Source organism: Sciscionella sediminilitoris (assembly GCF_000737195.2).
In the GTDB taxonomy this organism is placed as follows: Bacteria; Actinomycetota; Actinomycetes; order Mycobacteriales; family Pseudonocardiaceae; genus Sciscionella; species Sciscionella sediminilitoris.
This window is the reverse complement of the sequence record NZ_JALM01000021.1, coordinates 26,738-49,924: the sequence shown is the minus strand read 5'-3', so window position 1 is coordinate 49,924 and position 23,187 is coordinate 26,738. Positions and strand designations below refer to the sequence as shown.

General features: G+C 68.7%; 23 protein-coding genes. 15 read left to right on the top strand and 8 right to left on the bottom strand.

Going from position 1 to position 23,187, the window contains the following annotated elements; genetic code table 11:
* Positions 1-56: 56 nt before the first annotated feature.
* Both AD72_RS11465 and AD72_RS11460 read left to right on the top strand, forming a co-directional pair.
* Entirely contained in the window at positions 57-878 is an 822-nt protein-coding gene (locus AD72_RS11465) for an MBL fold metallo-hydrolase (RefSeq protein ID WP_031466454.1), read from the top strand.
* Positions 871-1,572, top strand: coding sequence for an ArsR/SmtB family transcription factor (locus tag AD72_RS11460; protein WP_037345436.1), 702 nt, complete (start codon positions 871-873; stop codon positions 1,570-1,572). The genes AD72_RS11465 and AD72_RS11460 overlap by 8 nt, the downstream gene beginning before the upstream one ends.
* Before the next feature lie 5 nt (positions 1,573-1,577).
* Here the strand turns inward: AD72_RS11460 and AD72_RS11455 are convergent, their stop codons facing one another.
* The gene (locus AD72_RS11455) at positions 1,578-3,050 is read right to left on the bottom strand and encodes an amidohydrolase family protein (protein ID WP_031466452.1); all 1,473 of its coding nucleotides are present in this window, start codon (positions 3,048-3,050) and stop codon (positions 1,578-1,580) included.
* Positions 3,040-4,329 (bottom strand): MFS transporter, encoded by a 1,290-nt coding sequence (locus AD72_RS11450; RefSeq protein WP_063890736.1) that lies wholly within the window; start codon positions 4,327-4,329, stop codon positions 3,040-3,042. Before AD72_RS11450 ends, AD72_RS11455 begins: the two co-directional genes overlap by 11 nt.
* A 62-nt stretch (positions 4,330-4,391) precedes the next feature.
* Here AD72_RS11450 and AD72_RS11445 point away from each other — a divergent pair, with 62 nt between their 5' ends.
* From AD72_RS11445 to AD72_RS11425, 5 genes are read left to right on the top strand one after another with little or no spacing between them, the layout of a single operon-like run.
* Complete coding sequence (locus AD72_RS11445) at positions 4,392-5,426, top strand: Lrp/AsnC family transcriptional regulator (protein ID WP_051898508.1); 1,035 nt, start codon at positions 4,392-4,394, stop codon at positions 5,424-5,426.
* Positions 5,427-5,439: 13 nt separating this feature from the next.
* Complete coding sequence (locus AD72_RS11440; protein ID WP_031466449.1) at positions 5,440-6,138, top strand: dienelactone hydrolase family protein; 699 nt, start codon at positions 5,440-5,442, stop codon at positions 6,136-6,138.
* Positions 6,139-6,148: 10 nt separating this feature from the next.
* Positions 6,149-8,077: an FUSC family protein gene (locus tag AD72_RS11435; protein ID WP_037345433.1), complete on the top strand. Its 1,929-nt coding sequence runs from the start codon at positions 6,149-6,151 to the stop codon at positions 8,075-8,077.
* A gap of 11 nt (positions 8,078-8,088) precedes the next feature.
* Positions 8,089-9,132: an alpha/beta fold hydrolase gene (locus AD72_RS11430; RefSeq protein ID WP_031466447.1), complete on the top strand. Its 1,044-nt coding sequence runs from the start codon at positions 8,089-8,091 to the stop codon at positions 9,130-9,132.
* A 56-nt stretch (positions 9,133-9,188) separates the two neighbouring features.
* Positions 9,189-10,331, top strand: a complete 1,143-nt coding sequence (locus tag AD72_RS11425) for a DUF222 domain-containing protein (RefSeq protein ID WP_082468881.1) — start codon at positions 9,189-9,191, stop codon at positions 10,329-10,331.
* Positions 10,332-10,639: 308 nt separating this feature from the next.
* Here the strand turns inward: AD72_RS11425 and AD72_RS11420 are convergent, their stop codons facing one another.
* Together AD72_RS11420 and AD72_RS11415 are read right to left on the bottom strand one after the other, a co-directional pair.
* On the bottom strand, positions 10,640-11,650 hold the full coding sequence (locus tag AD72_RS11420; RefSeq protein WP_031466445.1) for a serine hydrolase domain-containing protein: 1,011 nt from the start codon (positions 11,648-11,650) through the stop codon (positions 10,640-10,642).
* Positions 11,647-12,459 (bottom strand): IclR family transcriptional regulator, encoded by an 813-nt coding sequence (locus AD72_RS11415; protein WP_031466444.1) that lies wholly within the window; start codon positions 12,457-12,459, stop codon positions 11,647-11,649. Before AD72_RS11415 ends, AD72_RS11420 begins: the two co-directional genes overlap by 4 nt.
* A gap of 97 nt (positions 12,460-12,556) precedes the next feature.
* On the opposite strand from AD72_RS11415, the gene AD72_RS11410 reads away from it, so the two are divergent.
* The 5 genes from AD72_RS11410 to AD72_RS11390 are packed head-to-tail and all read left to right on the top strand — an operon-like array spanning position 12,557 to position 17,463.
* Positions 12,557-14,089 (top strand): ABC transporter substrate-binding protein, encoded by a 1,533-nt coding sequence (locus AD72_RS11410; protein ID WP_031466443.1) that lies wholly within the window; start codon positions 12,557-12,559, stop codon positions 14,087-14,089.
* Positions 14,086-15,012, top strand: a complete 927-nt coding sequence (locus tag AD72_RS11405; protein WP_031466442.1) for an ABC transporter permease — start codon at positions 14,086-14,088, stop codon at positions 15,010-15,012. Before AD72_RS11410 ends, AD72_RS11405 begins: the two co-directional genes overlap by 4 nt.
* Complete coding sequence (locus tag AD72_RS11400; protein ID WP_031466441.1) at positions 15,009-15,878, top strand: ABC transporter permease; 870 nt, start codon at positions 15,009-15,011, stop codon at positions 15,876-15,878. The genes AD72_RS11405 and AD72_RS11400 overlap by 4 nt, the downstream gene beginning before the upstream one ends.
* A complete protein-coding gene (locus tag AD72_RS11395; RefSeq protein WP_051898505.1) occupies positions 15,875-16,675 on the top strand; it encodes an ATP-binding cassette domain-containing protein in 801 nt (266 codons plus the stop codon). The genes AD72_RS11400 and AD72_RS11395 overlap by 4 nt, the downstream gene beginning before the upstream one ends.
* Positions 16,672-17,463 carry an ATP-binding cassette domain-containing protein gene (locus AD72_RS11390; RefSeq protein WP_031466439.1) on the top strand — a complete coding sequence of 264 codons (792 nt, stop codon included), beginning with the start codon at positions 16,672-16,674 and terminating at the stop codon, positions 17,461-17,463. The genes AD72_RS11395 and AD72_RS11390 overlap by 4 nt, the downstream gene beginning before the upstream one ends.
* Here AD72_RS11390 and AD72_RS11385 read toward each other — a convergent pair.
* Positions 17,460-18,359, bottom strand: a complete 900-nt coding sequence (locus AD72_RS11385; protein WP_031466438.1) for an ROK family protein — start codon at positions 18,357-18,359, stop codon at positions 17,460-17,462. The two genes, AD72_RS11390 and AD72_RS11385, sit on opposite strands and share 4 nt — an antisense overlap.
* A 36-nt stretch (positions 18,360-18,395) precedes the next feature.
* Between AD72_RS11385 and AD72_RS11380 the strand changes: the two genes are divergently transcribed.
* Positions 18,396-19,130 (top strand): creatininase family protein, encoded by a 735-nt coding sequence (locus AD72_RS11380; RefSeq protein ID WP_231644792.1) that lies wholly within the window; start codon positions 18,396-18,398, stop codon positions 19,128-19,130.
* Positions 19,131-19,140: 10 nt separating this feature from the next.
* The gene (locus AD72_RS11375; RefSeq protein WP_031466436.1) at positions 19,141-20,250 is read left to right on the top strand and encodes a mandelate racemase/muconate lactonizing enzyme family protein; all 1,110 of its coding nucleotides are present in this window, start codon (positions 19,141-19,143) and stop codon (positions 20,248-20,250) included.
* A 4-nt stretch (positions 20,251-20,254) separates the two neighbouring features.
* On the opposite strand, the gene AD72_RS11370 is transcribed toward AD72_RS11375, so the two are convergent.
* Positions 20,255-20,830, bottom strand: a complete 576-nt coding sequence (locus tag AD72_RS11370; protein ID WP_031466435.1) for a TetR/AcrR family transcriptional regulator — start codon at positions 20,828-20,830, stop codon at positions 20,255-20,257.
* 90 nt (positions 20,831-20,920) lie between these two features.
* Here AD72_RS11370 and AD72_RS11365 point away from each other — a divergent pair, with 90 nt between their 5' ends.
* Positions 20,921-21,973 carry an alpha/beta hydrolase gene (locus AD72_RS11365; RefSeq protein ID WP_031466434.1) on the top strand — a complete coding sequence of 351 codons (1,053 nt, stop codon included), beginning with the start codon at positions 20,921-20,923 and terminating at the stop codon, positions 21,971-21,973.
* Positions 21,974-21,986: 13 nt separating this feature from the next.
* Here the strand turns inward: AD72_RS11365 and AD72_RS11360 are convergent, their stop codons facing one another.
* Positions 21,987-22,376, bottom strand: a complete 390-nt coding sequence (locus AD72_RS11360) for an aminoglycoside phosphotransferase family protein (protein WP_051898504.1) — start codon at positions 22,374-22,376, stop codon at positions 21,987-21,989.
* A gap of 32 nt (positions 22,377-22,408) precedes the next feature.
* Positions 22,409-22,774, bottom strand: coding sequence for an aminoglycoside phosphotransferase family protein (locus AD72_RS11355; protein ID WP_082468878.1), 366 nt, complete (start codon positions 22,772-22,774; stop codon positions 22,409-22,411).
* Between the last annotated feature and the right edge of the window lie 413 nt (positions 22,775-23,187).

Here is a 23,187-nt window from a genome sequence, read left to right as displayed (position 1 = left end):
CGATCTAACGATCATTTAATCTAACGATCGTTAGATCGTTGGTCTTGGAGGTAGTCATGGCGGTCTGGATCTGTCCCACCTGCGGCGCGCACCATCCCGAGAGTGAGCGCCCGCCGGAGACCTGCACGGTGTGCGCGGACGAGCGGCAATGGGTTCCGCCTTCCGGTCAGCGGTGGACGACCATGGCGGAGCTCACGGATGCGGGCTACACCACGGAGATCGCGGAGCTGGAGCCGGGCCTGACCGGGATCGGGGTCACTCCGGGCATCGGGGTCGGCCAACGCGGTGTGCTGGTCCGCACGGAGCAGGGCAATCTGCTGTGGGATCCGCCGGCGTTCCTGGACGAGCAGGCGATCACGGCGGTCCGGGAGGCCGGTGGCCTGCGGGCCGTGAGTTCGAGTCACCCGCACATGTACGGCGCGATGGCGGACTGGGCCCGGAAGTTCGACGCGGAGGCGCTGCTCCCGGAGGCGGACACGCGCTGGATCCAGCGCCCGATTCCCGCGCTGCGCCCGTGGTCGGACACGCTTTCCCCGTTGCCGGGTGTGCACCTGGTGCGCACCGGCGGGCATTTCCCGGGAAGCGCGGTGCTGCACTGGACGGGAGCCGACGGCGCGGGCGTGCTGCTCTGCGGGGACACGCTATTCGTGACGCCCGGCGAGGACCGGGTCTCGTTCATCTGGAGCGCACCGAACCATCTGCCGCTCCCCGAACGCGGGGTGCGCGCGATCGTGGACGCGCTGGAACCGTATTCCTTCGAGCGCATCTACGGCGGCTGGTGGTCCCCGGCGATCCGGGCGAACGCGAAGAAGGTCCTCGCCGACTCGGCGCGGCGCTATCTCGAATTCCTCCGTGGCACGGTGGACATCGATGGCTGAGTTTCCCGAGGAACCGATCTACGCCCAGCTCGCCCGCATCGGCAAGGCGATCGCGAACCCGGTCCGGTTGCGGCTGCTCGATCTGCTCGATGACCGGGAGCGCACCGTGGAGGAGATCGCCGAGGAGTCGGGGATCGCGGTGAAGAACACCTCCGCGCAGTTGCAGCAGTTGCGCGCGGCGAATCTGGTCGCGGCGCGCAAGGAGGGCAAGCGGGTGTACTACCGGCTCGCCGGCGATTCGGTCCCCGGTTTCCTCGACACGGTGCAACGGTTCGCCCAGGAGCGGCTGGCGGATCTGCGCGACGCGGTCGCCGAACAACTCGGTGATCCGGAGGAGACGCGCCCGGTGGACACCGCGGAGCTGGCCGCACGCCTGGACGATCCCGGGGTCCTGGTCCTGGATGTGCGCAGTGAGCGGGAGTACGCGGCCGGGCACATTCCCGGCGCGCTCTCCATGCCGTTCGACCAGCTGCGCGAACGACTCGGCACGCTTTCTCCCGATCTGGAGATCGTGGCCTACTGCGGCGGTCCGTACTGCGTGGTTTCCCCGAACGCGGCGCGGCTGCTGCGCGAGCGCGGTTACCACGCGCGCCCGCTGGACGGCGGGTTCACCCGGTGGCGGCGCGCGACCGGGGACCAGGTGCGGCAGCCGGGCGGCACCGTGCACGAACCGGACGGTGCCGCCCCTCACTGAACCGCTCAGCACCCCCTCCCGGTGACCGGTTTGCCCGCGGTGGAATCCACCCGCACCTCCCCGTCGGTGACCACCCGTTCGCCGCCGACGAGCAGGTGCCGCACTCCCTCGGAGGGGGCGAGTGTGTCGTAATCCCCGCGCTGGGCAATGGTTTCCGGGTCGAAGACGACGATGTCCGCGTCCGCGCCGACCTGGATCCGGCCCTTCTCGCGCATGGCGGGCGCGGCCTCGGCGAGGAACTGGGCGGGCAGCAGGGTGCAGCGGCGCACCGCCTCGGTCAGGCTGAGCACCTCGAGTTCGCGCACCAGCCAGCCGAAGGTGTGCGCGAAGCAACTGGTGGACCGCGGGTGCACCATGGCGGAATCCGGGAACGGCCATTCGTCGTGCAGCTTCGGTTTTCCGGGCACGTTCGGCGGGGCCGCGTCCGAGGCGATCGCGGAATCCGGCAGCAGCAGGGAACGCAGCAGCACCTCGCGGTCCGCCTCGTCCCGCTCGTCCGCCCACTTCATGATCACCTGGCCGCCGGGATCGGTGGACCGGAGTTCGGCCAGCCGCGCGGCATCGGCGACCCATTCCCCGGTCGGCAGGTAGCGCACCATGTCCGGGGTCATCCCCATCCGGTGCAGTTTCTCCGGGGCGAGGAAGTCCGCGCCGATCACCGTGGACCCGGAACCGTAGGGATAGGCCTCGGTGGTGATCCGGACCCCCTCGGCCTTCGCGTGCTCCACCGCACCCGCGATGGTGTCGATCATCCGGTTGGAGGTGCTGTTCAGGTGGCACATGTGCATGTGTGCCCCGGTTCCGCTCGCCGCGGCGATCACCTCGAGCGCGCCCTCCAGTGAGGTACCCGGTTCCTCGGTGGAGATGAACCTGGTGTGCGTGAAGGTCGGCACCCCGAGCCGGGCGGCGAGTTCGGCGAGCGCGAAGTATTCGGCCCGCCCGCTGTCCGGGGCATAACCCACGAGCACGCCGATCCCGATCCCGCCCGCGGCGACCTCGGCCCGCACCGCGTCCAGGATCCGGCCCTGTTCGTAGCTGCTCGCGGGTCGTTTCCAGTTCGAAAGACCGTGATAGGCGCTGAACATCTCCAGCGGGCGCAATGGTTCCACGCCGTCCATCAGCACCATCCGGTTGAGCAACCAGGAGGCGGAGTAACCGAAGTTGATCGGCCGCCCTTCCTCGGCATCGAGCGCCAGTGAAGCGGCGACCGAGGCCGAGCCCGCTTCCAGGTCGAGCGCGGTGGTGACCCCGTCGAGGGCCTGCAAGGCGAGCCCGCCCCTGCTCTGCGCATGGCTGTGCAGATCGATGAATCCGGGGCACAGCACCAAACCTGCCGCTTCGATCGTGCGTGCCGCGGCCAGGGGTTCCGTGCTGATCGCGGTGATCTTCCCGCCGGTGACCCCGACATCGCGCACCGCGTCCAGCCCGGTTTCCGGGTCGATCACCCGGGCACCGCGGATCACCAGATCATGACTCATTCCGAACTCCCATCGATGCTGCTGTTTTCCCACTGCCGAACGAGGTGTCCCCCTTCGGCAAGAACAGTGCGATTCCCGCCGCCAGCAGGCCGCCGACCGCCAGCAGACCGAAGGAGGCGGTGAACGAGAAGGCATCGGCCACCGCGCCCATCCACAGCGGAGTGAGCACCGCCGCGAGCTGACCGCCGAAATTCACCACCCCCATCCCGAGACCCGCGTGCTCGGGCGGAAGAATCCGCATCGGCAACCCCATGAACGCCGCATAGCTGAGACCGTGCGCGATCAGGGCGAGCGTCTCGAACACGCTGAATCCCGTCGTCCCGCCCACGAGCACCATCAGGGCCAGCAGCGCAGCGCTCAGCAGTCCGAGGCCGACGAGATACCACCGCGCCCGGTGCACGAAGAACCGGTTGAACAGGAAACCGCCGAACAGCACGGCCACCGTTTCCCCGACCATCGGGATCGAGGTGAGCACCCCGGTCTCGGCAAGCGAAACGTGCTGGGCGCGCAGATAACTGGGCACCCAGGTGGTCAGCCCCATCATGATCACGTTCATCGCGAAGAACAGCGCGGCGAGCACCCACACCGGGCGGGAGGCGAACACCTGCCGCCGGGAAACCGGTTCGCTGCCCGGTGTACTGGCACTCAACCGGGCGGGCAGCGGGCGCGGCAGCACGGCCCACAGCAGGATTCCGAGCAACAGACCGCATCCGGCGATCCACAGGAACATGCTGCGCCAGCCGAGCGCGCCGAGCATGGGTGCGACCACCAGCGGGCCGAGCGCCGAACCGATCCCGGCAGCGGAGAGCATCAAGCCGGTGAGTCCTGCCCGCCGCTGCGGCGTGGTGCGCTGGGCGAGTGCCTTGAAGGCGGCGGCCGGGAAACAGCCCTGGGAGAGACCGAACAGGGTGCGCATCATCAGCAGCACGGCGACCGTGGCGGCCATCCCGGTCAGCGCGGTGAACACCGACCAGGCGAACAGGGTGATCAGCATCAGGGCGCGCCCGCCGAACCGGTCGGCGAGCAGCCCGGCCGGTAGTTGCACGGCCATGTAGGCCAGCGCGAACACGGTGACGAGCATCCCCTGCATCGTCTTGCTCAGCCCGAATTCCTCGCCGATCGAGGGCAGGGCCATGCTGATCGCGTACCGGTCGACGTAGTCGATGATCCAGGCGAGCAGCAGGACCACTCCGGTGACCACCGCGGTCCGCGCGATCCGGTGGGTGTCCCACTGTTCCCGCGTCCCCGTCGACTCTGTCGTCTCCGCCGACACCGTCATCACCTCGCCTCATCTCCGGTGCCGGTAGCGTGCACGGAATCCCGTACAGTTCCCGGGAAACGATGAATTTCTCCGAAACGGACACGGTGAACGAAGGAAAACTGCTCGAAGAGAGCGACCTTGCCCTGCTCGACGCGCTCCAGGTGAACCCGCGGGCGAGCTGGACGGCACTGGCCGAGGTGCTCGATCTCGCCCCGATCTCGCTGGCCCGGCGCTGGCAGCGGCTCACCGAGGAAGGGGCGGCGTGGACCACGGTCGCGCTCGGCCACACCCACGGCGGTGCGCTGGTCGAGTACGGCTGCCGCCCGGGAACGGCGGACCGGGTCGCGCAGCGCCTCGCCGCGCTGCCGCACCTGGTCACCGTCTGCGTGACGACCGGGGAACACCAGGTGTTCGGACTGCTCTCGGCGACGAGCCCGGCCTCGGCGACCCGGATGATCACCGAGTGCCCGCCCGAACTCGAGGATGTGCTCAGCGTGCGGATCTCGGTCTACACCAAGGTTTTCGGCGGGATCATCTGGCGGCTCGGGGTGATCAACCGGCGCCAGGCCGAGCACCTGCGCGATCCGCTCGGGGAACCACCGGCACGGCTGCGTCCGTTCGGGGCCGCCGATCGCGCGCTGTTTCTCGCGCTCACCGGGGACGGCCGGCGCAGTTACACGGAACTGGCCGAGGAGCTGAACACCTCGGCGCAGGCGGTGAAGCGCCGCCTCGATCGGTTGCGCCGCAACGGCGATATCGTGTTCCGCTGCGATCTGGCTCGCCCGCTGGCGGGATGGGAGTCGATGGCGATGTTCTGGCTCTCCGCGCCGACCACCGAACTGGACGCGATCGGCGCCCGGCTGGGCGCGTTCCCCGAGACCCGGCACTGTTCCTCGACGACCGGGACGGCGAACATGCTGCTGATCGCGAGCCTGCACGGGCCGGACCAGTTGGACGAGCTCGCGCTGCGGATCGCCCGCGAACATCCGGAGGTCGCGATCGTCGAACGCAAACTCATGCTGCGCCAGGTGAAGGTGTACGGGCGCATGCTGGACGGCAACGGCTGCTGTGTCCGGACGATCTCGGTCGACCCGTGGTACCAAGGGGAGCAGTAGGAAGGAGCTCGACGTGGCCAAGCAGGTACGAATCGGTGATCTCAACGCCCATCTGGCCGAACCCGAGGGCGGTTCGAGCGGGGGCATGCTGCTGCTCCCGATGATCGACGGCATCGGCGCCCGGGTCCGCACCTTCGCCGAGGACATCGCGAACGCCGGGGTCACCACGCTGTGCTGGGATGTGTTCCACGGCGCCAGCAGCGACACCCACGCGCACGAGGACCTGTTCGGGATGCTGGCCCAGCTGGACGACGCGACCGCGATCGGCGAGCAGCGCGCCCTGCTCGAGTACATGTTCGGCGAGCTCGGACTGCGCAAGGTCGGGGTGATCGGGTACTGCCTCGGCGGGCGGTTCGCGCTGCTGCTCGGCGCCGCGGACCAGCGAGTGGCGAACGTGATCGCCTACCACCCGACCGTGCCATCCGAGCCCGCGCCGAACCACAGCCTGGACCCGTTCGCCGAAGCCCGGCGGATCGGCGCCCCGGCGATGGTGCACTATCCGGGCCAGGACACGCTGGTTCCGCGGGAGAGCTTCGAACGGCTGCGCGAGGGGCTCGAATCGCGCGCCGAGGCGGACACGATCACCCACCTCTACCCGCTCGCCGAGCACGGTTTCTCCAACAACACCCGGCACGAGAACCCGGTCAACCTGGTCGCCTACGAGCGCTCCTGGCCGCAGACTTTGGAGTTCATCAAGCAGACCGTGCTTTAAGCTCGTAGCCGTGCAGAGCAGTGATGGCATCCCAGCGCACTGGCTTGTCCAGCTGCTCAAGCCGAAACGGGCCGGCGTCGATGTGAAGCGCTCGGTGCGGGCCGCGGTCGGTATCGCGGCCCCCATCGCGCTCGGTCTGCTGCTCGGGCAGCTCCAGCTCGGCATGCTCACCTCCAGCGGCGCGCTGTCCGCGACCATGGCCATGGCCCCCGGCTCCTACCGGTACCGGGCGCGGCGGCTGTGCGCGGTCGCGGGCTCTGCCACGGCCGGGATCCTGCTCGGCAGCTCGCTCGGCGGGTCCGGCTGGTGGACGGTACTGCTGGTCTGCCTGCTCGGGATCGTGTCCGCGATCGCCTCGGACGGCAGCGATATCTCCTCACTGGCCGGGCTGCAGTTCCTGGTGTTCGGCATCGTCGGCACCGCGCAGGCCCCGCTCGGCACGAATCCCTTCGTGGTCACCGGCTGCTTCGCGGTGGGGGCCGCGTGGGTATTGCTGCTGACCATCGGGGCTTGGCCGGTGCATCCGGTCGCCCCGGAACGGGCCATGGTCGCCGCGGTGTACCGGGGCGCGGCGAAACTGCTCGGCGCGATCGGCACCGAGCAGGCGCATCCGGCCCGTCAGGAACTCACCGCCGCGATGAACACCGCCTACGATGCGCTGCTGACCGTGCGTTCCCGGCTGCACGGCAGGGACCGCGCCTATCGCAGGCTGCTCGTGCTGCTCACCTCGGCGACCGCGATCACCGAGGCGAGCGTGGCCCTGTTGCACGCACGGCACCGCCCGCCGCGCGCGGTGATCGACGCGGTGCACGAGCTCGCCGACGCGATCGACGAGGACCGCGCGGCCGCGGACACCCGGCTGCCGGACAACCACGCGCGCCTGGTGCGGGCGCTGCAGTCCGGGATCACGAACGTACGCAGGCAACTGGTGCGCAGGGCCGATGCGGACAGGCGCCAGGCGCGCGATCGGCGGACCGCGCGGGCCTGGCTGATCGACCGGCTCACCCCCGGCCGGGAGACCTGGCTGTTCGCCCTGCGGCTCGCGCTGTGCCTCGCGCTCGCCGAGAGCCTCGGCCATCTGATCGGGCTGGAGCGGTCCTACTGGCTGGCGCTGACCACGGCGATCGTGCTGAAACCGGACTTCGGCTCGGTGTTCGCCCGCGCGGTACAGCGCGGCGGCGGGACCGTGGTCGGTGCGGCGCTCGGTTCGCTCGTGGTGCTCTGGGCACCACCCGGCTGGCTGCTCGTACTGCTCGTGCTGGTGATCGCGGCCATGCTGCCGATCGGCCAGGTACGCAACTACGGGATGTTCTCCACCTTCGTCACCCCGCTGGTGCTCGTGCAGCAGGACCTGTTGCACGGCGACAGCTGGGGCACCCTGTGGGCGCGGCTGATCCACACCGTGGCCGGCTGCGCGATCGTGCTCGTGTTCGGTTACCTGCTCTGGCCGGGCAGCAGGAGCCCGCGCCTCGGTGGCCGGATGACCGAGGTGATCCGGGCGCTTTCCACCTATCTGGAGCGCGCGCTGACCGGGGTTCCGCAGGGCTCGGCGGTACTGCGCAGGCGGGCCTACCGGGCACTCTCCGATCTGCGCGCCGAATTCCAGCGACTGCTCGCCGAACCCTCCAAGGCCGGCCGGCAGGTCGCCGCGTGGTGGCCCGCGGTGGTCGGGCTCGAGCGCGCGACCGATGCGGTGACCCGGTGTGCCGTGGAGATCCAGCACGGGGCCGCGCTGCCCGATCCCGAGGACGTGCAGCGCCTGGTCCGGGCGATGACCGCGCTGACCAGGCTGGTGGACCGGCCCGGGGACCGCGCGGAGTTCCCCGCCATGCCGGAAAGCGAGCAGCTGGCCGGTATCCGCACCGAGCTGTCGAATGTGCGCTCGGCACTGCGTGGGATCCAGCGCCGGGAAACAGGTAAGGTCCAGGCGAAGACCTAGGGAGTGCTGCCGTGCCGCTGATCGAGGATGTCCTCGCCTCGGGCACGAATCTGTTCGATTTCCTCGTCCGCGGCGGGCTCGCGGACACCAGGCGCACCCCGTCCACGGTCATCGCCGAAGGCCCCAAACAGACGGTGCACCGGTACACCGAGCAGGTGCCTGTCGAGGGACCGCCGGTGCTGCTGGTTCCCCCGCTCGGTGCGCCCGCGGTCTGCATGGATCTGCGCAGGGGCTGTTCGCTCGCCGAGCACCTGGTGCTCTCCGGGCGGCCGAGCTACCTCGTGGACTACGGCCCGATGGCGTTCGAGGACCGCGCGCACGGGCTCGAGTTCTGGATCCGGGATGTACTGCCCGCCGCGATCCGCGCCGTCTCCGAGGACCGCGGCGGAGAACCGGTGCAGCTGGTCGGCTGGTGCCTCGGCGGGCTGTTCAGTCTGTTGACCACCGCGGCCTTCCCCGAGCTTCCGGTGAGCGCGGTCGCGATGATCGCCAGCCCGGTCGACCTGTCCAAGGTGCGGCTCGCCGATCCGCTGCGGCTGCTCGGCAAGGTCACCGGGGGACAGATCGTCGGCACCGCGCTGCGCACCCTCGGAACCGTGCCCGCGAACCTCGTCAGCCTCGCGTTCAAGACCACCGCGCTCTCCACGTATCTGCGCAAACCGCTGACCGTGCTCAAATACAGCACCGACCGCGATGCGCTCGCCCACATCGAGGCCGTGGACGACATGATGCGCAATATGTACGGCTACCCCGGCCGGGCCATCGCGCAGGCCTATCACCGCTTGGTGCGCGCCAACGAACTCGCCACCGGACACGTCGAGGGGCCGACGCGCACCGTGCACCTCGCCGATGTACGGGTGCCGGTCATGAACATCGCGGGCGATTCCGATGTACTCGCCCCGGAAGCGGCCGCCCACCACGTGGTGCGGATCCTGCCTAACGCACCCGAGGTGCGCCTGCACACCGCGCCGGGCGGGCATCTCGGCGTGCTCACCGGTCGCACGGCGGCGGAAACGACCTGGACTTATTTGGATTCGTTCCTGGACGAAAGCTGATTCGCTTTCCCGTTCAATCTTCGGCGCGGTAGGATTTTCCGTGGTATCATGAATTCATGAGCACTGGGGTTGATGAGGATTCGCTTATCGAGGCGATCTGTGTATGTGACCGGGAGCGGGCGCGGTTGGACGCGATGACCGTGGACCGGGTGTATGCCTTGTGGTGCAGGCAAAAGCAGCGTTTCGGGGACCTGTTCACCGTGGAGTCGGTGATCGAGGAACTGCGGCTGGCGCGGAATGTGCCGCGCGGATGGTCCATCGACACCGTGGAAACCACGATCTTTCTCAGCGAACACATGCCCGGGGTTCTGGAATGCATGCACGCAGGCCAGGTTGATTTGTTTCACGCCTCGAAAATTCGGGAAGTGTTCGAATCCTTTCCCGAGGAACTCATCACCACCGCCGATACCCGGATCACCGAACGACTGCAGGACAAGGGACGCCCCCGGGACTGGGTGCGTTACCTACGACGCCTGGCCGATCGACTCGACCCGGCGGCGAAAGAAGTAAGGATCGCAGCCGCCCGTGCCGCACGGTATGTGTCGTTCCAGGACGACGAGGACGGCACCGGAACCCTGTTCGCCCGGCTCCCCAGCGAGGACCTGGCCGCCTGCGAAACCCGGATCGACGCGATCGCCCGATCACTACGCCACCAAGGCGACCCACGCACCCTCGACCAACTCCGCGCCGACACCATCACCGACCTGATCACCGGACGCAACCAGCACACCGGAGTAAGGGTCGTGGTCAACGTGCAAGTACCGCTCGGGGTAGCGCTGGACATGAGCGAGGAATACTGCCGTGTCACCGGCTACGGAGAGATTCCTGCCCACACCGCGCGGGCCATGCTTACCGACCCCCGCAACACGGTCCGCAAAATCCTCACCGACCCCGACACCGGCGTGATTCGCGGCCTCGGACGACGCAGATACCGACCCAGCACCCGCCAACGCGACTACATTCGGCTCCGCGACCACCACTGCAGAGTCCCCGGATGCTGCCGCCCCATCCAAGAGATCGACCACGCACAAGCATGGGCCGACAACGGCCACACCAACACGGCCGACCTCCAAGGACTCCGCAAACTCGACCACAAGTTGAAATCCGCACCCGGCTGGCACTACCGACTCGACCACCACACCAGCGAACTCGAAATCACCACACCCACCGGACGCACCTATCGAAGCGGTACGGAATAGAACTAGCTTTCGCGCCCGTTGACCCTCGTACGCCGGGGTGGTGCCGGGTGTTGAACGGCGACCATGCCCGTGCCCGGTTGAGGTTCGTCAGGGTTTGTTCCCGGTCGCCGCGGAGTAGCCAGGCGCGGGCCATGTCGATGCAGTGGTGGCCGACTCGCTCGGGTTTGGTTTTGTCGGCGAGGTCGATGTCGGTGCGCCCGGCCACGATGTTGTAGTAGGGCATCGCAGGCGGATCACTGCTACCGCACAGTCACCGACGAAACCGAATCAGCGGCGGCAGCCCTCGCACACCGAACCAGCCCCGCAACCTAAAGACCGACCGCGCATTCGTGAAACCGCCGACGCAACACCTCGATACCGGCCGGTTCCCTGCTCGGGTGCACACGATTGGTCAGCAGCACGAAATACCGGCCCAGCGCGGGATCCACCCAGATGCTGGTACCGGTGAATCCGGTGTGCCCGTAGGAGTCCCGCCCGAAGACTGTCCCCAGTGGACAGTCATGGTCGAATCCTTGCCAGCCAAGGCATCGGCGCAGGTTCAGCGTTTCGGTGTGACAGGCGGTCATTTCGGCGAAGGTGTCGGCGCCGAGCAGTTCGCCACCGCCGCGCACCAGCGCCATGCCGAGCCGTTCCAGATCCTCCAGGGTGCCGAACAGTCCGGCGTGCCCGCAGATCCCGCCGAGCACCACGGCGTTCTCGTCGTGCACCTCGCCGATGACCATCCGCTCGCGCCAGTGGCAGTACTCGGTAGCGACGGCCTCGGCGACCGGGCCGAACCGGGTGCCGTCCATACCCAGCGGCGCGCACACGTATTCCTCGACGAGATGGTCGAGGCGCCGCCCGGACGCGGCCTCGGCGAGAAACCCGAGCAGCATGAATCCCTGTGAGGAGTACTCGACCCCGGTACCCGGACTGCGGCGCAACGGAAGGGCGCGCAGCGCGTCGAGGAATCCCTCCCTGCTGGGATGATCGGCGAACAACCGCACCCCGCCGGGCAGTCCGGAGCTGTGCGCCAGCAGCTGGCGCACGGTCAGCTCCGCCTTGTCCCCGCCGGTGTACCCGGGAAGATGGCTGCCGAGGGTGTCCTCGAGCCCGAGTATTCCGCGTTCGACGAGCGCCATGACCGCGAGGCCGACGATGGGTTTGGTGACCGAGGCGAGGTCCCAGTTCTCGGTGCCGTCCACCGGAGCCCCGCCGTGTGCGCGATGTCCGAGCGAACCGCGGTCGATGGCGCCTTCCCCGTCCCCGACCGACCAGGCGGCCGCGGAGTACACCCGCTGTTCGGCCCCTTCCCGCAACAGGCTCGCCAGCTCGCTCATGAGCGCACCGAGCTCAGCCGCGGCCCCTGGCCACCCAGCGTCGCCGAGACCTCGTCGGCGGCGGCGCGCACCATGGGGCCGTACACCTCGATACTCTCCTCGTCCAGGGTGAACACCAGTCCGGACACGCTGATCGCACCGATGACCGCGCCGAGCCCATCGGTGACCGGGGCCGCGACGCAGCGGATGTCCGGTTCGTTCTGCCGGTCCTCGGTCAGGAATCCGCGCTCGTCCCATTCGGCGAGCGCGGCCCGGATCGCGTCCGGATCGGTGAGCGTGTGCTCGGTGCGCGCGGGAAGCGGTGCCGTGCCGAGGATCTCGGCGCGCTCGCTCTCCGGCAGCCGGGCCAGGATCGCGCGCCCGACCGCGGTGCAGTACAGCGGAATCTGGCCACCGACCCGCGAGGTCATCCGGTACGACTGGGCAGGCTCCACCTTGTCCACGTAGATCGCCTCGTTCCCGTGCCGCACCGCGTAGTGCACGGTATGCCCGGTGCGCCGCTGCAGTTCCTCGAGCACCGGCCGGGCGAACTGGTTGCCCCTGCTCCCCGCGAGCGCGGCCGCCGCCATCCCGAGGAACCGCGGGCCGACGTGATACGCGCCACCCTCGGTGCCGACCGCGAAGCCGGATTCGGCCATGGTGCGCAGCATCCGGTGCACGGTCGGCTTGGCGATCCCGGTCTCTCGCGCGAGTTCGGCGAGCCGGTGCGGACCGTCCCCGGAAGCGAGCGCGGCGAGCAGGTCGAGCGCCTTGTCCACCGATCCGCGGACCGGTTGCCCGTCTTCGGGGTTGTTGACAGCCCTTCGCATGCCGCCTAGCTTAACCAATCAGCGTTCCATCTGACGAAACGCTATGTCGGTGGATTGAATACTCGACGGACACAGCCCAACGACGGGAGGTACCGCGGTGACCGCTCGGCGGCAGTCCAGGCGCGAGGCACTGCGCCTCGGCGGTCTCGCCACGCTGGCCCCGCTGCTCGGCGCCTGCGGAGTGAGCGCGGCCGAGCCACGCGGCCGGGTGCTCCGGGTGTCCCAGCCGGACGAGGCCAAGACCCTCGACCCGCAGAAGCAGGGCGATATGCCCTCGATGAACGTGTTGATCAACATGTTCGACACGCTCACCACCAGGGGCACCGACAACCGGCTCGGTCCCGGGCTGGCGACCTCCTGGTCGGTGCTCGACGAGCAGACCTGGCGGTTCCACCTGCGCCCCGGGGTGCGGTTCCACAACGGCGAACCCTGCGATGCGCACGCCGTGCGGTACAGCCTCGACCGGTTGCGCGATCCCGCGACGCATTCACCGATCGTGGAGCTGCGCTATGTGGACGGCGCGACCGTGGTGGACCCGCTCACCGTGGATGTGCACACCAGCAAGCACGATCCGATCCTGCCCGCGAAGGTCTCGCTGTTCGGCGGGGTCGCCGTGCCACCGCGCTATCTGGACGAGGTCGGGCCGGAGCGGTTCGCCCGCGAACCCGTCGGCACGGGGCCGTTCCGCTTCGTGTCCTGGCAGCGCGATCACGAACTGCGGATGCGTGCGTTCCCCGGACACTGGTCGGGCCGCCCGAAACTGGACGAGCTGGTGTTCAAACCGATGCCCAATCCGGCATCCGCGCTCGCCGCGCTGCAAAGCGATGAGGTGGACATGGTCACCCAGCTCACCCCGGACGCGGCCCGCCAGCTCGCCGGATACGGCGGGGTGCGGATCGAGAACTTCCCCGGCATGCCCACCTATTATCTCTCGCTGAACACCCGCGAGGGCCCGCTCGCCGACCGCAGGGTGCGCCAGGCGCTCAATCACGCGGTCGATGTGCCGCTGCTGGTCAAAGCCGTGCTGGACGGGAAAGCGCGCGAGGTGCCGACCATGTTCCCGCGCGAGGCCAACGGATTCGATCCCGCGATTCCCGCCTATACCAGGGATATCCGGCGCGCCAGGCAATTGCTCGCCGAGGCCGGGTACCCGGACGGACTGGACACCACGCTCACCGCGTCCAATGTGGACTCCCAGGTCGCCGAAGCGATCGCCGGACTGCTCGTGCACGCAGGCGTGCGCGCCAAGGTCACCGTGCTGGATCCGAGCACCTACAAGAGCAGGCTCACCTCGAGCAATTCCGGCGCGCTCGGCCCGATCTACCTCGCCAAGAACACCGGGTGGACCGGGGACGCGGAAAGCCTTGTGCAGTCCAATATCCGCCACGACCGCAGGCAGAGCCGCTGGCACGATCCGCGCGCGGACCGGCTGATCGACATCGAGGAAAGCGCGGTCGATCCGAAGGCCAGGATGCGCGCGTTCACCGAACTGCAGTGGCTGCTGCACACCGAGGCACCGTTCGTCTTCCTGTTCCAGCTGGACAACATTCTCGCCCGCAACGACCGGCCACACTGGCGGCCCAACGCGGTCGGGGTGCTGGACATGGACAGCGCGGGGGTCACCGGATGAACCTGTTGCGCACCATCGCGGGCAAGATCGGCGGCGCACTGCTCGTACTGTTCTGCGTGGCCACCGTGGTGTTCTTCCTGGTCCGCATCTCCGGTGATCCGGTGAAGGTGCTGCTGCCCCCGGATGCCACCGTGGCACAGGAGGCGAGCCTGCGCGCCAGCCTCGGCCTGGATCGTCCCCTGTTCCTGCAATACCTGCACTATCTCGGCGGGATCCTGCGGTTCGACTTCGGCAACTCACTGTTCTACGACCAGCCGGTGAGCTCGGTACTCGCCGAACGACTCCCGGCGACCGTGGAGCTCGCCGCGGCCGCGCTGGTGATCGCACTGGTGCTCGCGATCCCGGCGGGCACCCTCGCCGCGCTGCGCCGGGGCAAGAGCTCGGACACCGGGGTGATGACCGGAGTCCTCATCGGACAGTCCACTCCGCCGTTCTGGGCGGGCATCCTGCTCATCCTGGTGTTCGCCGTCGGCCTGCAGGTGCTCCCCGCTTCCGGGTACGGCGGCATCGAACACCTGGTGCTGCCCGCGATCACGCTGGCCATCTACTCGGTCGCGATGATCGCCCGGCTGCTGCGTTCCTCGCTGATCGATGTGCTCGGCGCGGACTATATGCGCACCGCGCGGGCAAAAGGGCTCGGTGAACTCGGGGTGGTACTCGGCCACGGACTGCGCAACGCCGCCCTTCCCGTGGTCACCGTGATCGGCCTCGAGGTTGGCAGCCTGCTCGGCGGGGCGATCCTGACCGAGCAGGTGTTCTCCTGGCCCGGGGTCGGCAGGCTGACCGTGGAAGCCATCTCGAACCGGGATTTCCCGCTCGTGCAGGCGACCGTGCTGTTCTTCGCGGCCACCTTCGTGGTGGTGAACCTGCTCGTCGACCTTTCCTACACCTTCCTCGATCCGAGAGTGCGGGTGCGCGCATGAGCACCATGACCGCCAAGACCACCGGAACCTCGAACGCCACGCTGCGTGCGCTGGTCCGGAACAAACTCGCCCTTGCCGCGCTGATCCTGCTCGCCCTGTTCGTGCTCGCCGCCGTGTTCGCACCGCTGCTCGCGCCGTATGACCCGAACGCCCAGGATCTGTTGTCCCGCTTGCAACCACCCGGCACGGCAGGGCATTTCCTCGGTACCGACCAGCTCGGCAGGGATCTGACCTCCCGGCTGATCTACGGTTCCCGGATCTCGCTGCTCGTCGGCTGCAGCGCGGCGCTGCTCGCGGGCATCCTCGGGGCGCTGATCGGGCTCATCGCCGGATTCCGCGGCGGCTGGGTGGACAAGGTGCTGATGCGGATCGCCGACATCCAGCTCGCGTTCCCCTCGATCCTGCTCGCGCTGGCCATCGTCGGCTTCCTCGGATCCGGGCTGTGGTACGTGATCCTGGTGCTCGGTTTCACCGGCTGGGTGAACTACGCACGCGTGGTCCGCTCCGAGGTGCTTTCCTTGCGGTCGCGGGATTTCGTCACCGAAGCCCGCGCGATCGGGGTGCGCTCGGGCACCATCATGCGCCGCCACCTGCTGCCCAATGTGCTCGCCCCGCTCGCCACCATCGGCACCCTGCACGTGGCCTCGGCGATCGTGGCCGAGTCCTCGCTGAGCTATCTCGGCCTCGGCGTCCCGAAGACCACGGTCACCTGGGGATCGATGCTCTCCGATGGACAGCTCTATCTCGGCACCTCCTGGTGGATCGCGGTGTTCCCCGGTTGCGCGCTGATGCTGACCGCCCTGGCCATCAACATCGCCGGGGATGTCCTGCGCGATGTCGCCGATCCGAAGGCCTACCGCCGATGAATCCTTTACTGAACATCGAGAACCTGCGGGTGGACTTCCAGCTCGCCGACGGGACCGTGCATGCGGTGCGCGGCATCGACATCCACGTCGGCGCGGGCGAGATCGTCGCCGTGGTCGGGGAATCGGGCAGCGGCAAGTCCGCGACCGCGCTCTCGGTGCTGCGGCTGAACCCACAACCGCCGTGCGTGTACGCGGGCGGCTCCATCGAATTCGACGGGCGCTCACTACTCGACCTCGGGGAACGGGAACTGCGCACGGTGCGCGGCAATGAGATCGCGATGGTCTTCCAGGATCCGATGACCAGTCTGAATCCGGTGAAACGGGTGGACGCCCAGGTCGCCGAGGTACTGCGCAAACACAACGGGGCGAGCCGGGCCGAGGCACTGGCCGCGGTCCCCGAAGCGCTGGCCGAGGCGGGGATCAACAACCCCGGACAGCGCGCCCGCAAGTATCCGCACGAGCTCTCCGGCGGGCTGCGGCAGCGGGTGATGATCGCGATGGCGCTCATCGGGCGGCCCCGCCTGCTCATCGCCGACGAACCGACCACCGCACTGGATGTGACCGTGCAGGCCCGGATTCTCGATCTGCTGGCCGAACTGCGGGCCAACCACGGAATGGCGATCCTGCTGATCACCCACGATCTCGGGGTGGTCGCGGAACTCGCCGACCGGGTCGTGGTGATGCGCAACGGCATGGTGCTCGAATCCGGGGCGACCGAGCGGGTGTTCGAGGAACCGGAGGACGAGTACACCCGCCAGTTGCTCGCCGCGACCCCACGACTGGAGGCCTCCCCATGACCGAACTGGTGCGGATAACCGGTCTGGGCAAGGACTTCGGCGCCGACACCGTGCTCTCCGATGTCGATCTCACCGTGCATAGCGGGGAAACCCTGGCCATCGTCGGGGAATCGGGATCCGGCAAGACGACCCTGACCAGGCTGCTGCTCGCGCTGCTCGCACCGAGCCGGGGAACCGTGCACTTCGCGGGGAAGGACCTCGCCACCGTGGCGCCCGCGGAACTGCGGTCCCTGCGCAGGCGGATGCAGGTGGTGTTGCAGGATCCGTACTCCAGCATGAACCCGCGCATGCGGGTCACCGATATCATCGCCGAACCGCTCGTCACCCACGAACCGGAGCTGCGCGGCAGGCGGGCACGAGCAACGGTGCGCGAGCGGGTCGGCGAACTGCTCGAATCGGTCGGGCTCGACGCCGCCATGCAGGACCGGTACCCGCACGAGTTCTCCGGGGGACAACGGCAACGCATCTCCATCGCCCGCGCGATCGCGATCGAACCCGAACTCGTGGTACTCGACGAACCCACGAGCGCGCTCGATGTCTCGGTACAGGCACGCATCCTGGACCTGTTGGCCCGCCTGCAATCCGAACATGCGCTCACCTACGTCTTCGTCTCGCACAACCTGGCCGTGGTGCGCCGGATCGCCGACCGGGTCGCGGTACTGCGGGCGGGCGAGCTGGTGGAACTGGGCAGCGCGGAGCAGGTGTTCGGCGCGCCAGAGCATCCCTACACCGCCGAACTCCTCGCCGCCGTCCCCGGCCTGGACCCGCGCCGGAGGAGACGGTGCTAGTGCCCGGCAAGCACCAGTCCAGCTCCGCCGAGCAGGGCGCTGTGCTCGTATGCGCCGAACACCACACTCGGGCGTTCGGCGGTCGCGACCAGTCCCGCGCCCAACCGCGCCTCGATCCGCGCCCGGAACGGTTCACCCCCGGCGACCGCTTCGCCGTGCACGATGAACAAGCCGGGGGCGAACAACTGCTGGATGTTCACCAGGCCGAGCGCGATATTGTCCGCATACTCGTCCACAGTGGACTGGAACTCGCCGGGCTCGCGCAGCAGCCCGACCGGGTCACCGTGGAAACCGCGCGCGGCGGCGGCAGCGGTGAGCCAGTTCGTGGTGGCCAGCGTCTTCCAGCAGCCGCGCTCCCCGCAGGTGCACTCCAGTCCGCTCGCCGCGACCGTCATGTGCGCGCCGCTGCGCCCGCCCTGCGGGGCGAGCACCCTGCCCTCGTAGAGCACCCCCGCGCCGAGCACCGTTCCGGTGGACACCGAGGCGAAGGTGGCCCGGCCGCGCCCGGCGCCGAACCACCGGTCACCGAGCACCTGCAGCCGGGCCCGGTGTTCCACGGCGGCCGGGGCACCGAACCGCTCGGCGAGCTTCGCGGCCACCGGATACCCGTGCAGCGCGGGAACATCGTGCACCTCGAGCAGCACGCCCGCTTCAGCGTCCACCAGACCGGCAGCGGCGACCCCGATCCCGAGCAGCCGGTAACCGGCGAAGCAGTCCGCGCCCACCCGGTAGAGCGCGTCCTCGATCTCCGCGACGCCCGCTCGCGCCCCGAACTCGGCCCGCGCGGTGCGCTCCAGTTCCCCGGACCGGTGCAGCAGCGCCGCGGTGACCTGGCCGGGCACCAGTTCCACGGCACCGAGCCACGCCGCGGGCTCGGGTGCGGTGACCACATGCATCGGACCACCATGCCACGCTACGAAGAGGAGTCGACCGTGCCCAGTTTGACCACCATGACCTGGCGCGAGGTGCGGGCCGCAGCGGATGCGGACGGTATCGCGCTGTGTCCGATCGGTTCCCAGGAGCAGCATGCCGAAGCGCTGCCGATGGGCACCGACACCATGCTCGCCACCGCCTGCGTGGACCGCGCGCTCGACCTGCTCGGCGCCGAGGATCCGCAGGTGGTGCGCACCCCGGCGCTGCCGTTCGGGCACAGCCCGCACCACCTGTTCGCCGCCGCGGTCTCGCTGTCCGCGCCCACCCTGTCCGCGGTGCTCGCCGATCTGCTCGATTCCCTCGCCGAGAGCGGATTCCGGCGCATCCTGCTGGTCAACGGGCACGGCGGGAACGAGGAGATCATGCGGCTCGCGGTCAAACGGTTCGCCCTGCGCGCCGAGGTCGCCGTGGGTGCCTGCTCCTACTGGTCACTCGGCGAATCCCCGCAACACCCCGGGCACGCGGGCGAATTCGAGACCAGCCTGCTGCTCGCCGCGCACCCCGAACTCGTGCGGTCCCCGGTTCCCCCGCGCCCCCCGGTCGAGCCGCCCGCCCTGTTCGACCGGCCGCCCTATCCCGGGCTCACCGTGGAACGGCACGGCGAATGGGCCAGGGTCGGCGGGCAGACCGACGATCCGAGCGGTGCCGATCCGGAAACCGGTGCGCGCCTGCTCACCGAGCGGGCCACCGCACTCGCCGAAGCCATCCGCGCCTTCCACCACGCCACCGCCTAGGAGTACCCCTATGCAGATCACCGATGTCGACGTGTGGGTCGTCAACCTGCCGCTGACCAACCCGTTCACCAGTTCCTTCGAGACCAAGACCGGCGAGACCCGGACCATCGTGCGGATCCGCACCGACTCCGGGATCGAGGGCTGGGGCGAGACCATGTGGGGCCGCCCGGTCGCCGCGCTCGTCCGCAAGTTCGCCGAGGACCTGCGCGGCACCTCCCCCTTCGCGCTCGAGGCCTTCCACCGCAAGCAGCACATGGTGCCGTTCTTCCACGGCTACCTCGGCTACGCCGCCATCGCCGCGATCGACGTCGCCTGCTGGGATGTGATCGGCAAGGCGAGCGGGCAGTCCCTGCTGAACCTGCTCGGCGGACCGGTCCGCGAATCGGTGCCGATCACCGCACTGATCACCCGAGCCGACGGTTCCTCCCCGCACGCGATCGCCGAGCACGCCGAACGGGTCGTGGCCGAGGGCGGGTTCAGCGCCGTGAAGCTCAAGGGGACCACCGATGTGCCCGGCGATGTCGAGATCCTGCGCGCACTGCGGGAGAAACTGCCCGGGAGCCTGCTGCGCGTCGACCCCAACGCCGCCTGGTCCGTGCCCGACACCGTCCGCGCCGGGCGCGCCCTCGAAGAGCTCGACCTCGAATACCTCGAAGACCCCTGCGTCGGCATCGAGGGGATGAGCCAGGTACACGAGAAAGTCCGGATTCCGTTGTGCACCAACATGTGCGTCGTACGCTTCGAGGACTTCGCCCCCGCGGTGCGGATGCGCGCCGTCGACGTCATCCACGGCGATGTCTACAAATGGGGCGGGATCGCGGCCACCAAAGCCCTCGCCGCGCACTGCGAGACCTTCGGGCTCGGTATGAACCTGCACAGCGGCGGGGAACTAGGCATCGCCACCGCCGCCCACCTCGCCGTCGTGGCGAGCACCCCGGTGCTGTCCACCGCCATCGACTCCATGTACTACCTGCACGCCGACGACATCGTGGAACCGCTGCGCTTCGAATCCGGCGCACTGCACGTTCCCGATGGGCCCGGGCTCGGGGTCACCGTGGACGAGGACAAACTGCGCCGCTACGCGGAACTCAACGAACGCGAGGGCGATCTGACCGGATAACGGCTCAGCGGGCGCGCAACCCTTCCAGCACCAGATCTGCGAGCTGCTCGGGAAGATCCTCGGGTAACGGTTCCTTGGCGATCAGCACCCGGAAATGCAGCGGCGCGATCAGCATTTCCAGTGCGGCGCGCGGATTTACACCCTCGGGTAGTTCACCGCGGGCGATTCCGCGGTCGATCATGACCTGCGCCAGTTCGTAGCGCGTGGACCAGAACCGCGCGGACACCGCGTCTTCGGTCATCGCGGCGGTCGCGCGCAGCGCCGCGATGGACAGCGGGGTGCTCAGGTAGCTCGCCACGGAGCGGGCGAACGCGATGAGGTCGGTGCGGATCGAACCGGTGTCCGGGACCGGCACGTGCTCACTGCTGGAGGCCAGCAGGGTGTCCGCGATCAGGTTCTCCTTGGTGCGCCAGCGGCGGTACACCGAGGTCTCGTGCACCCCGGCCCGCGCCGCGACCTCCCCGATGCTCAGCTGTTCGGGACCGCGCTCCCGGATCACCGCACGGGTGGCCTCGTGCACGGCACTGCGCACGCGTGCGGCACGCCCTCCGGGACGCGTGCGGGGCTCGTCGTCACTCACCCCGGCACCCTAACGCAGGTTTCTTGCTTTACCAGTGAACCCGGCGTAGCGTCACTATCGCAGGAAACTTGCGTTAACGAGGAGCGTGTGATGTCCTACCAGTGGCCGCAGGACCCGGAGGAACTGTTCACCGAGCGGTATCCGCAGATGATCGCGGCGGGGCTGCCGGCCACCGAGGTGGACGCGGTGCGCGCCGCGATCACCGATATGTGGGCCGATGCCGCGGGCGGCTGGGTGCACGAATGGTCGCGGCTCGCCGCGGGATACGCCGGGGCCGGACGGCACCACCTGGCCGCGCTCGCCTACGGCTGGGCGAAATTCCCCACGCTCGCCGACGACCACAAACGCGCCGCCCTCGCCGCGCAGGTCGAGCAATATCGCCTTGCCGCACCGGGATTCCCCGTCGAATTCCAGCGCGAGGTCCTCGACCTGCCCTGTCGCGGTGGCCGCACGGCCGTTCCGGTGCACCTGCTCGCCCTGCCCGGCCTCGCGGCCGATGCCCCGGTGCTGCTCGCCAGCGGTGGAGTGGACAGCTGGAAAATGGATGTGCACAACGTGCTGGTCCAGTTCGCCGAGCGAGCACGGGTTCGGGTGCTGGCCTTCGACATCGCCGGTACCGGGGAATCCGAGGTACCCATGACTCCCGATGGTGGAGCGGAGATCGTCGACGGGCTGATCGCGCACGCCCGCGCCCTCGGCAACGGGCCGGTCGCGCATCTGGGCATCTCCATGGGCGGGTACTACTCGGCGCGTTCCGGTCTCAGCGGTCAGGTCGACGCGGCCATCGACCTCGGCGGCCCGGTCGAAGCGGCCTTCGCCAGGGACCGGGAAACGGTGTTCGGCATGTCCGACATCCTCGGCAACGCGCTCGGTTTCGACCATCGCCCCACCGATGCCGAGCTCGGCCGGTGCCTGCCGGAGTTCTCCCTGCGCTCATTGCTCGATCAGGACCGCAACGCGCCGATGCTGGTGCTCAACGGGGCCGAGGACGTGCACGTTCCGCGGCACGACACGCTGGTGTTCACCGATCGCCGCGACACCGAGGTCAACCTGGTCCCGGACACCGGGCACTGCGCGGTGTCCAAGGCCGCCGAGGTGTGGCCGAGCATGATCGACTGGCTCATCCGCACCCTGGACCGGTGATCCGGGGCCGGAGCTACGGCCGCAGCGTGGCGAGAGCACGCGCGATGCTCCGGCAGTTCTCGGCCACCCGCCCCTGCGTATACGTCCACTTGACGACGGCACCGGCGAAGGTCCATGCGCGGGCGCGATCCGCATCCAGCCGCTCGATCTCGATCAGGGCATCGAGGATGCGGTGGGTGCTGCTTTCCTCGAGCCGCCCCCACAGCAGCGGCGCCAGGCCGAACTCGCGGTCCCCGGCCACGATCAGCGGATCGATGACCAGCCACGGCTCCCGATCGGCGGCGAGCACGTTGTGATAATGCAGATCCTCGTTGATCAGGTAGGACTTCGCACCGGGCCCCAGCTCCCGGCAGACCCCGATCGCCTCGTCCCGGATCGGCTCCGGCAGGCCCGGCGCGTTCACCAGCTCCGCGATCCAGTTCGCCGCCTGCCGCTCTACCGTCCGTATGCCAGGCGGTGCCGGGCGGGACAACCGGGCACGCAGGCCACCGCCACGATCACCGCATCATCGATGGGCAACGCGTCGAGGTTCCGGGTGTGGTCGAGACGCTCCAGCAGCTGCACCGAACCATCGGAATCGTGTTCGTACAGCCGAACCGCACCGTCACCGTCCCAAAGGGACAGTGCAAGCCAGTCGTGCTCCGGCACCGGTGCCCGCGACGCCAAGCGCAGCATCGCGGGGGTTCCCTCATCGGTACGCACTGGTTGCACGATCGCGTTGTTCCCGTTGATCGGCTCGCCATCGAGCCGTAGCGACCACCGATGCAGGTAGATCCGCATCAGTTCTTGTGTGTCAGACATCGGTACCAATGATGGCAGGAGAACTTCGTCCGAACCGGCGGCGCGCAACGACTAGTGGAACACCTAGTAAAACCTCTGTGCAATTCAGATTCGGGACACCGAGCCGGTATTCCGGAGGCCCCATTCGTTGACGCCGCGACACTTTGGAGTGAGTACCCGAGAGTTCCCATCACACTCAGCTATCGAAGTACATTCGTGCCACCGGAGACGGGGCGCCCGGGCCCCCGAAGCGCGCTCCACTCGTTTACCAACAAGGCAGAATGGAAAATTCGGCAAACGATCGACGTCACACTATCGGTGTATTGTTCATTCAGCCTTTTTCCCCTTGCAATGGTTGCTGTCTACACGGCTTTTGGGGAGACAAACGATCGTGTCGTATCCATCAAACAATGGTGGTAGAGTCCGCTTTCCGC

What these genes read in the sequence shown, in the direction of transcription:
- AD72_RS11450 (WP_063890736.1), bottom strand. Translation starts at nt 4,329, where the DNA reads ATGACGGTGTCGGCGGAGACGACAGAGTCGACGGGGACGCGGGAACAG.
- AD72_RS11375 (WP_031466436.1), top strand. Translation starts at nt 19,141, where the DNA reads ATGCAGATCACCGATGTCGACGTGTGGGTCGTCAACCTGCCGCTGACC.
- AD72_RS11355 (WP_082468878.1), bottom strand. Translation starts at nt 22,774, where the DNA reads ATGTCTGACACACAAGAACTGATGCGGATCTACCTGCATCGGTGGTCG.
- AD72_RS11390 (WP_031466439.1), top strand. Translation starts at nt 16,672, where the DNA reads ATGACCGAACTGGTGCGGATAACCGGTCTGGGCAAGGACTTCGGCGCC.
- AD72_RS11425 (WP_082468881.1), top strand. Translation starts at nt 9,189, where the DNA reads ATGAGCACTGGGGTTGATGAGGATTCGCTTATCGAGGCGATCTGTGTA.
- AD72_RS11415 (WP_031466444.1), bottom strand. Translation starts at nt 12,459, where the DNA reads ATGCGAAGGGCTGTCAACAACCCCGAAGACGGGCAACCGGTCCGCGGA.
- AD72_RS11385 (WP_031466438.1), bottom strand. Translation starts at nt 18,359, where the DNA reads ATGCATGTGGTCACCGCACCCGAGCCCGCGGCGTGGCTCGGTGCCGTG.
- AD72_RS11405 (WP_031466442.1), top strand. Translation starts at nt 14,086, where the DNA reads ATGAACCTGTTGCGCACCATCGCGGGCAAGATCGGCGGCGCACTGCTC.
- AD72_RS11455 (WP_031466452.1), bottom strand. Translation starts at nt 3,050, where the DNA reads ATGAGTCATGATCTGGTGATCCGCGGTGCCCGGGTGATCGACCCGGAA.
- AD72_RS11460 (WP_037345436.1), top strand. Translation starts at nt 871, where the DNA reads ATGGCTGAGTTTCCCGAGGAACCGATCTACGCCCAGCTCGCCCGCATC.
- AD72_RS11445 (WP_051898508.1), top strand. Translation starts at nt 4,392, where the DNA reads ATGAATTTCTCCGAAACGGACACGGTGAACGAAGGAAAACTGCTCGAA.
- AD72_RS11420 (WP_031466445.1), bottom strand. Translation starts at nt 11,650, where the DNA reads ATGAGCGAGCTGGCGAGCCTGTTGCGGGAAGGGGCCGAACAGCGGGTG.
- AD72_RS11365 (WP_031466434.1), top strand. Translation starts at nt 20,921, where the DNA reads ATGTCCTACCAGTGGCCGCAGGACCCGGAGGAACTGTTCACCGAGCGG.
- AD72_RS11400 (WP_031466441.1), top strand. Translation starts at nt 15,009, where the DNA reads ATGAGCACCATGACCGCCAAGACCACCGGAACCTCGAACGCCACGCTG.
- AD72_RS11395 (WP_051898505.1), top strand. Translation starts at nt 15,875, where the DNA reads ATGAATCCTTTACTGAACATCGAGAACCTGCGGGTGGACTTCCAGCTC.
- AD72_RS11465 (WP_031466454.1), top strand. Translation starts at nt 57, where the DNA reads ATGGCGGTCTGGATCTGTCCCACCTGCGGCGCGCACCATCCCGAGAGT.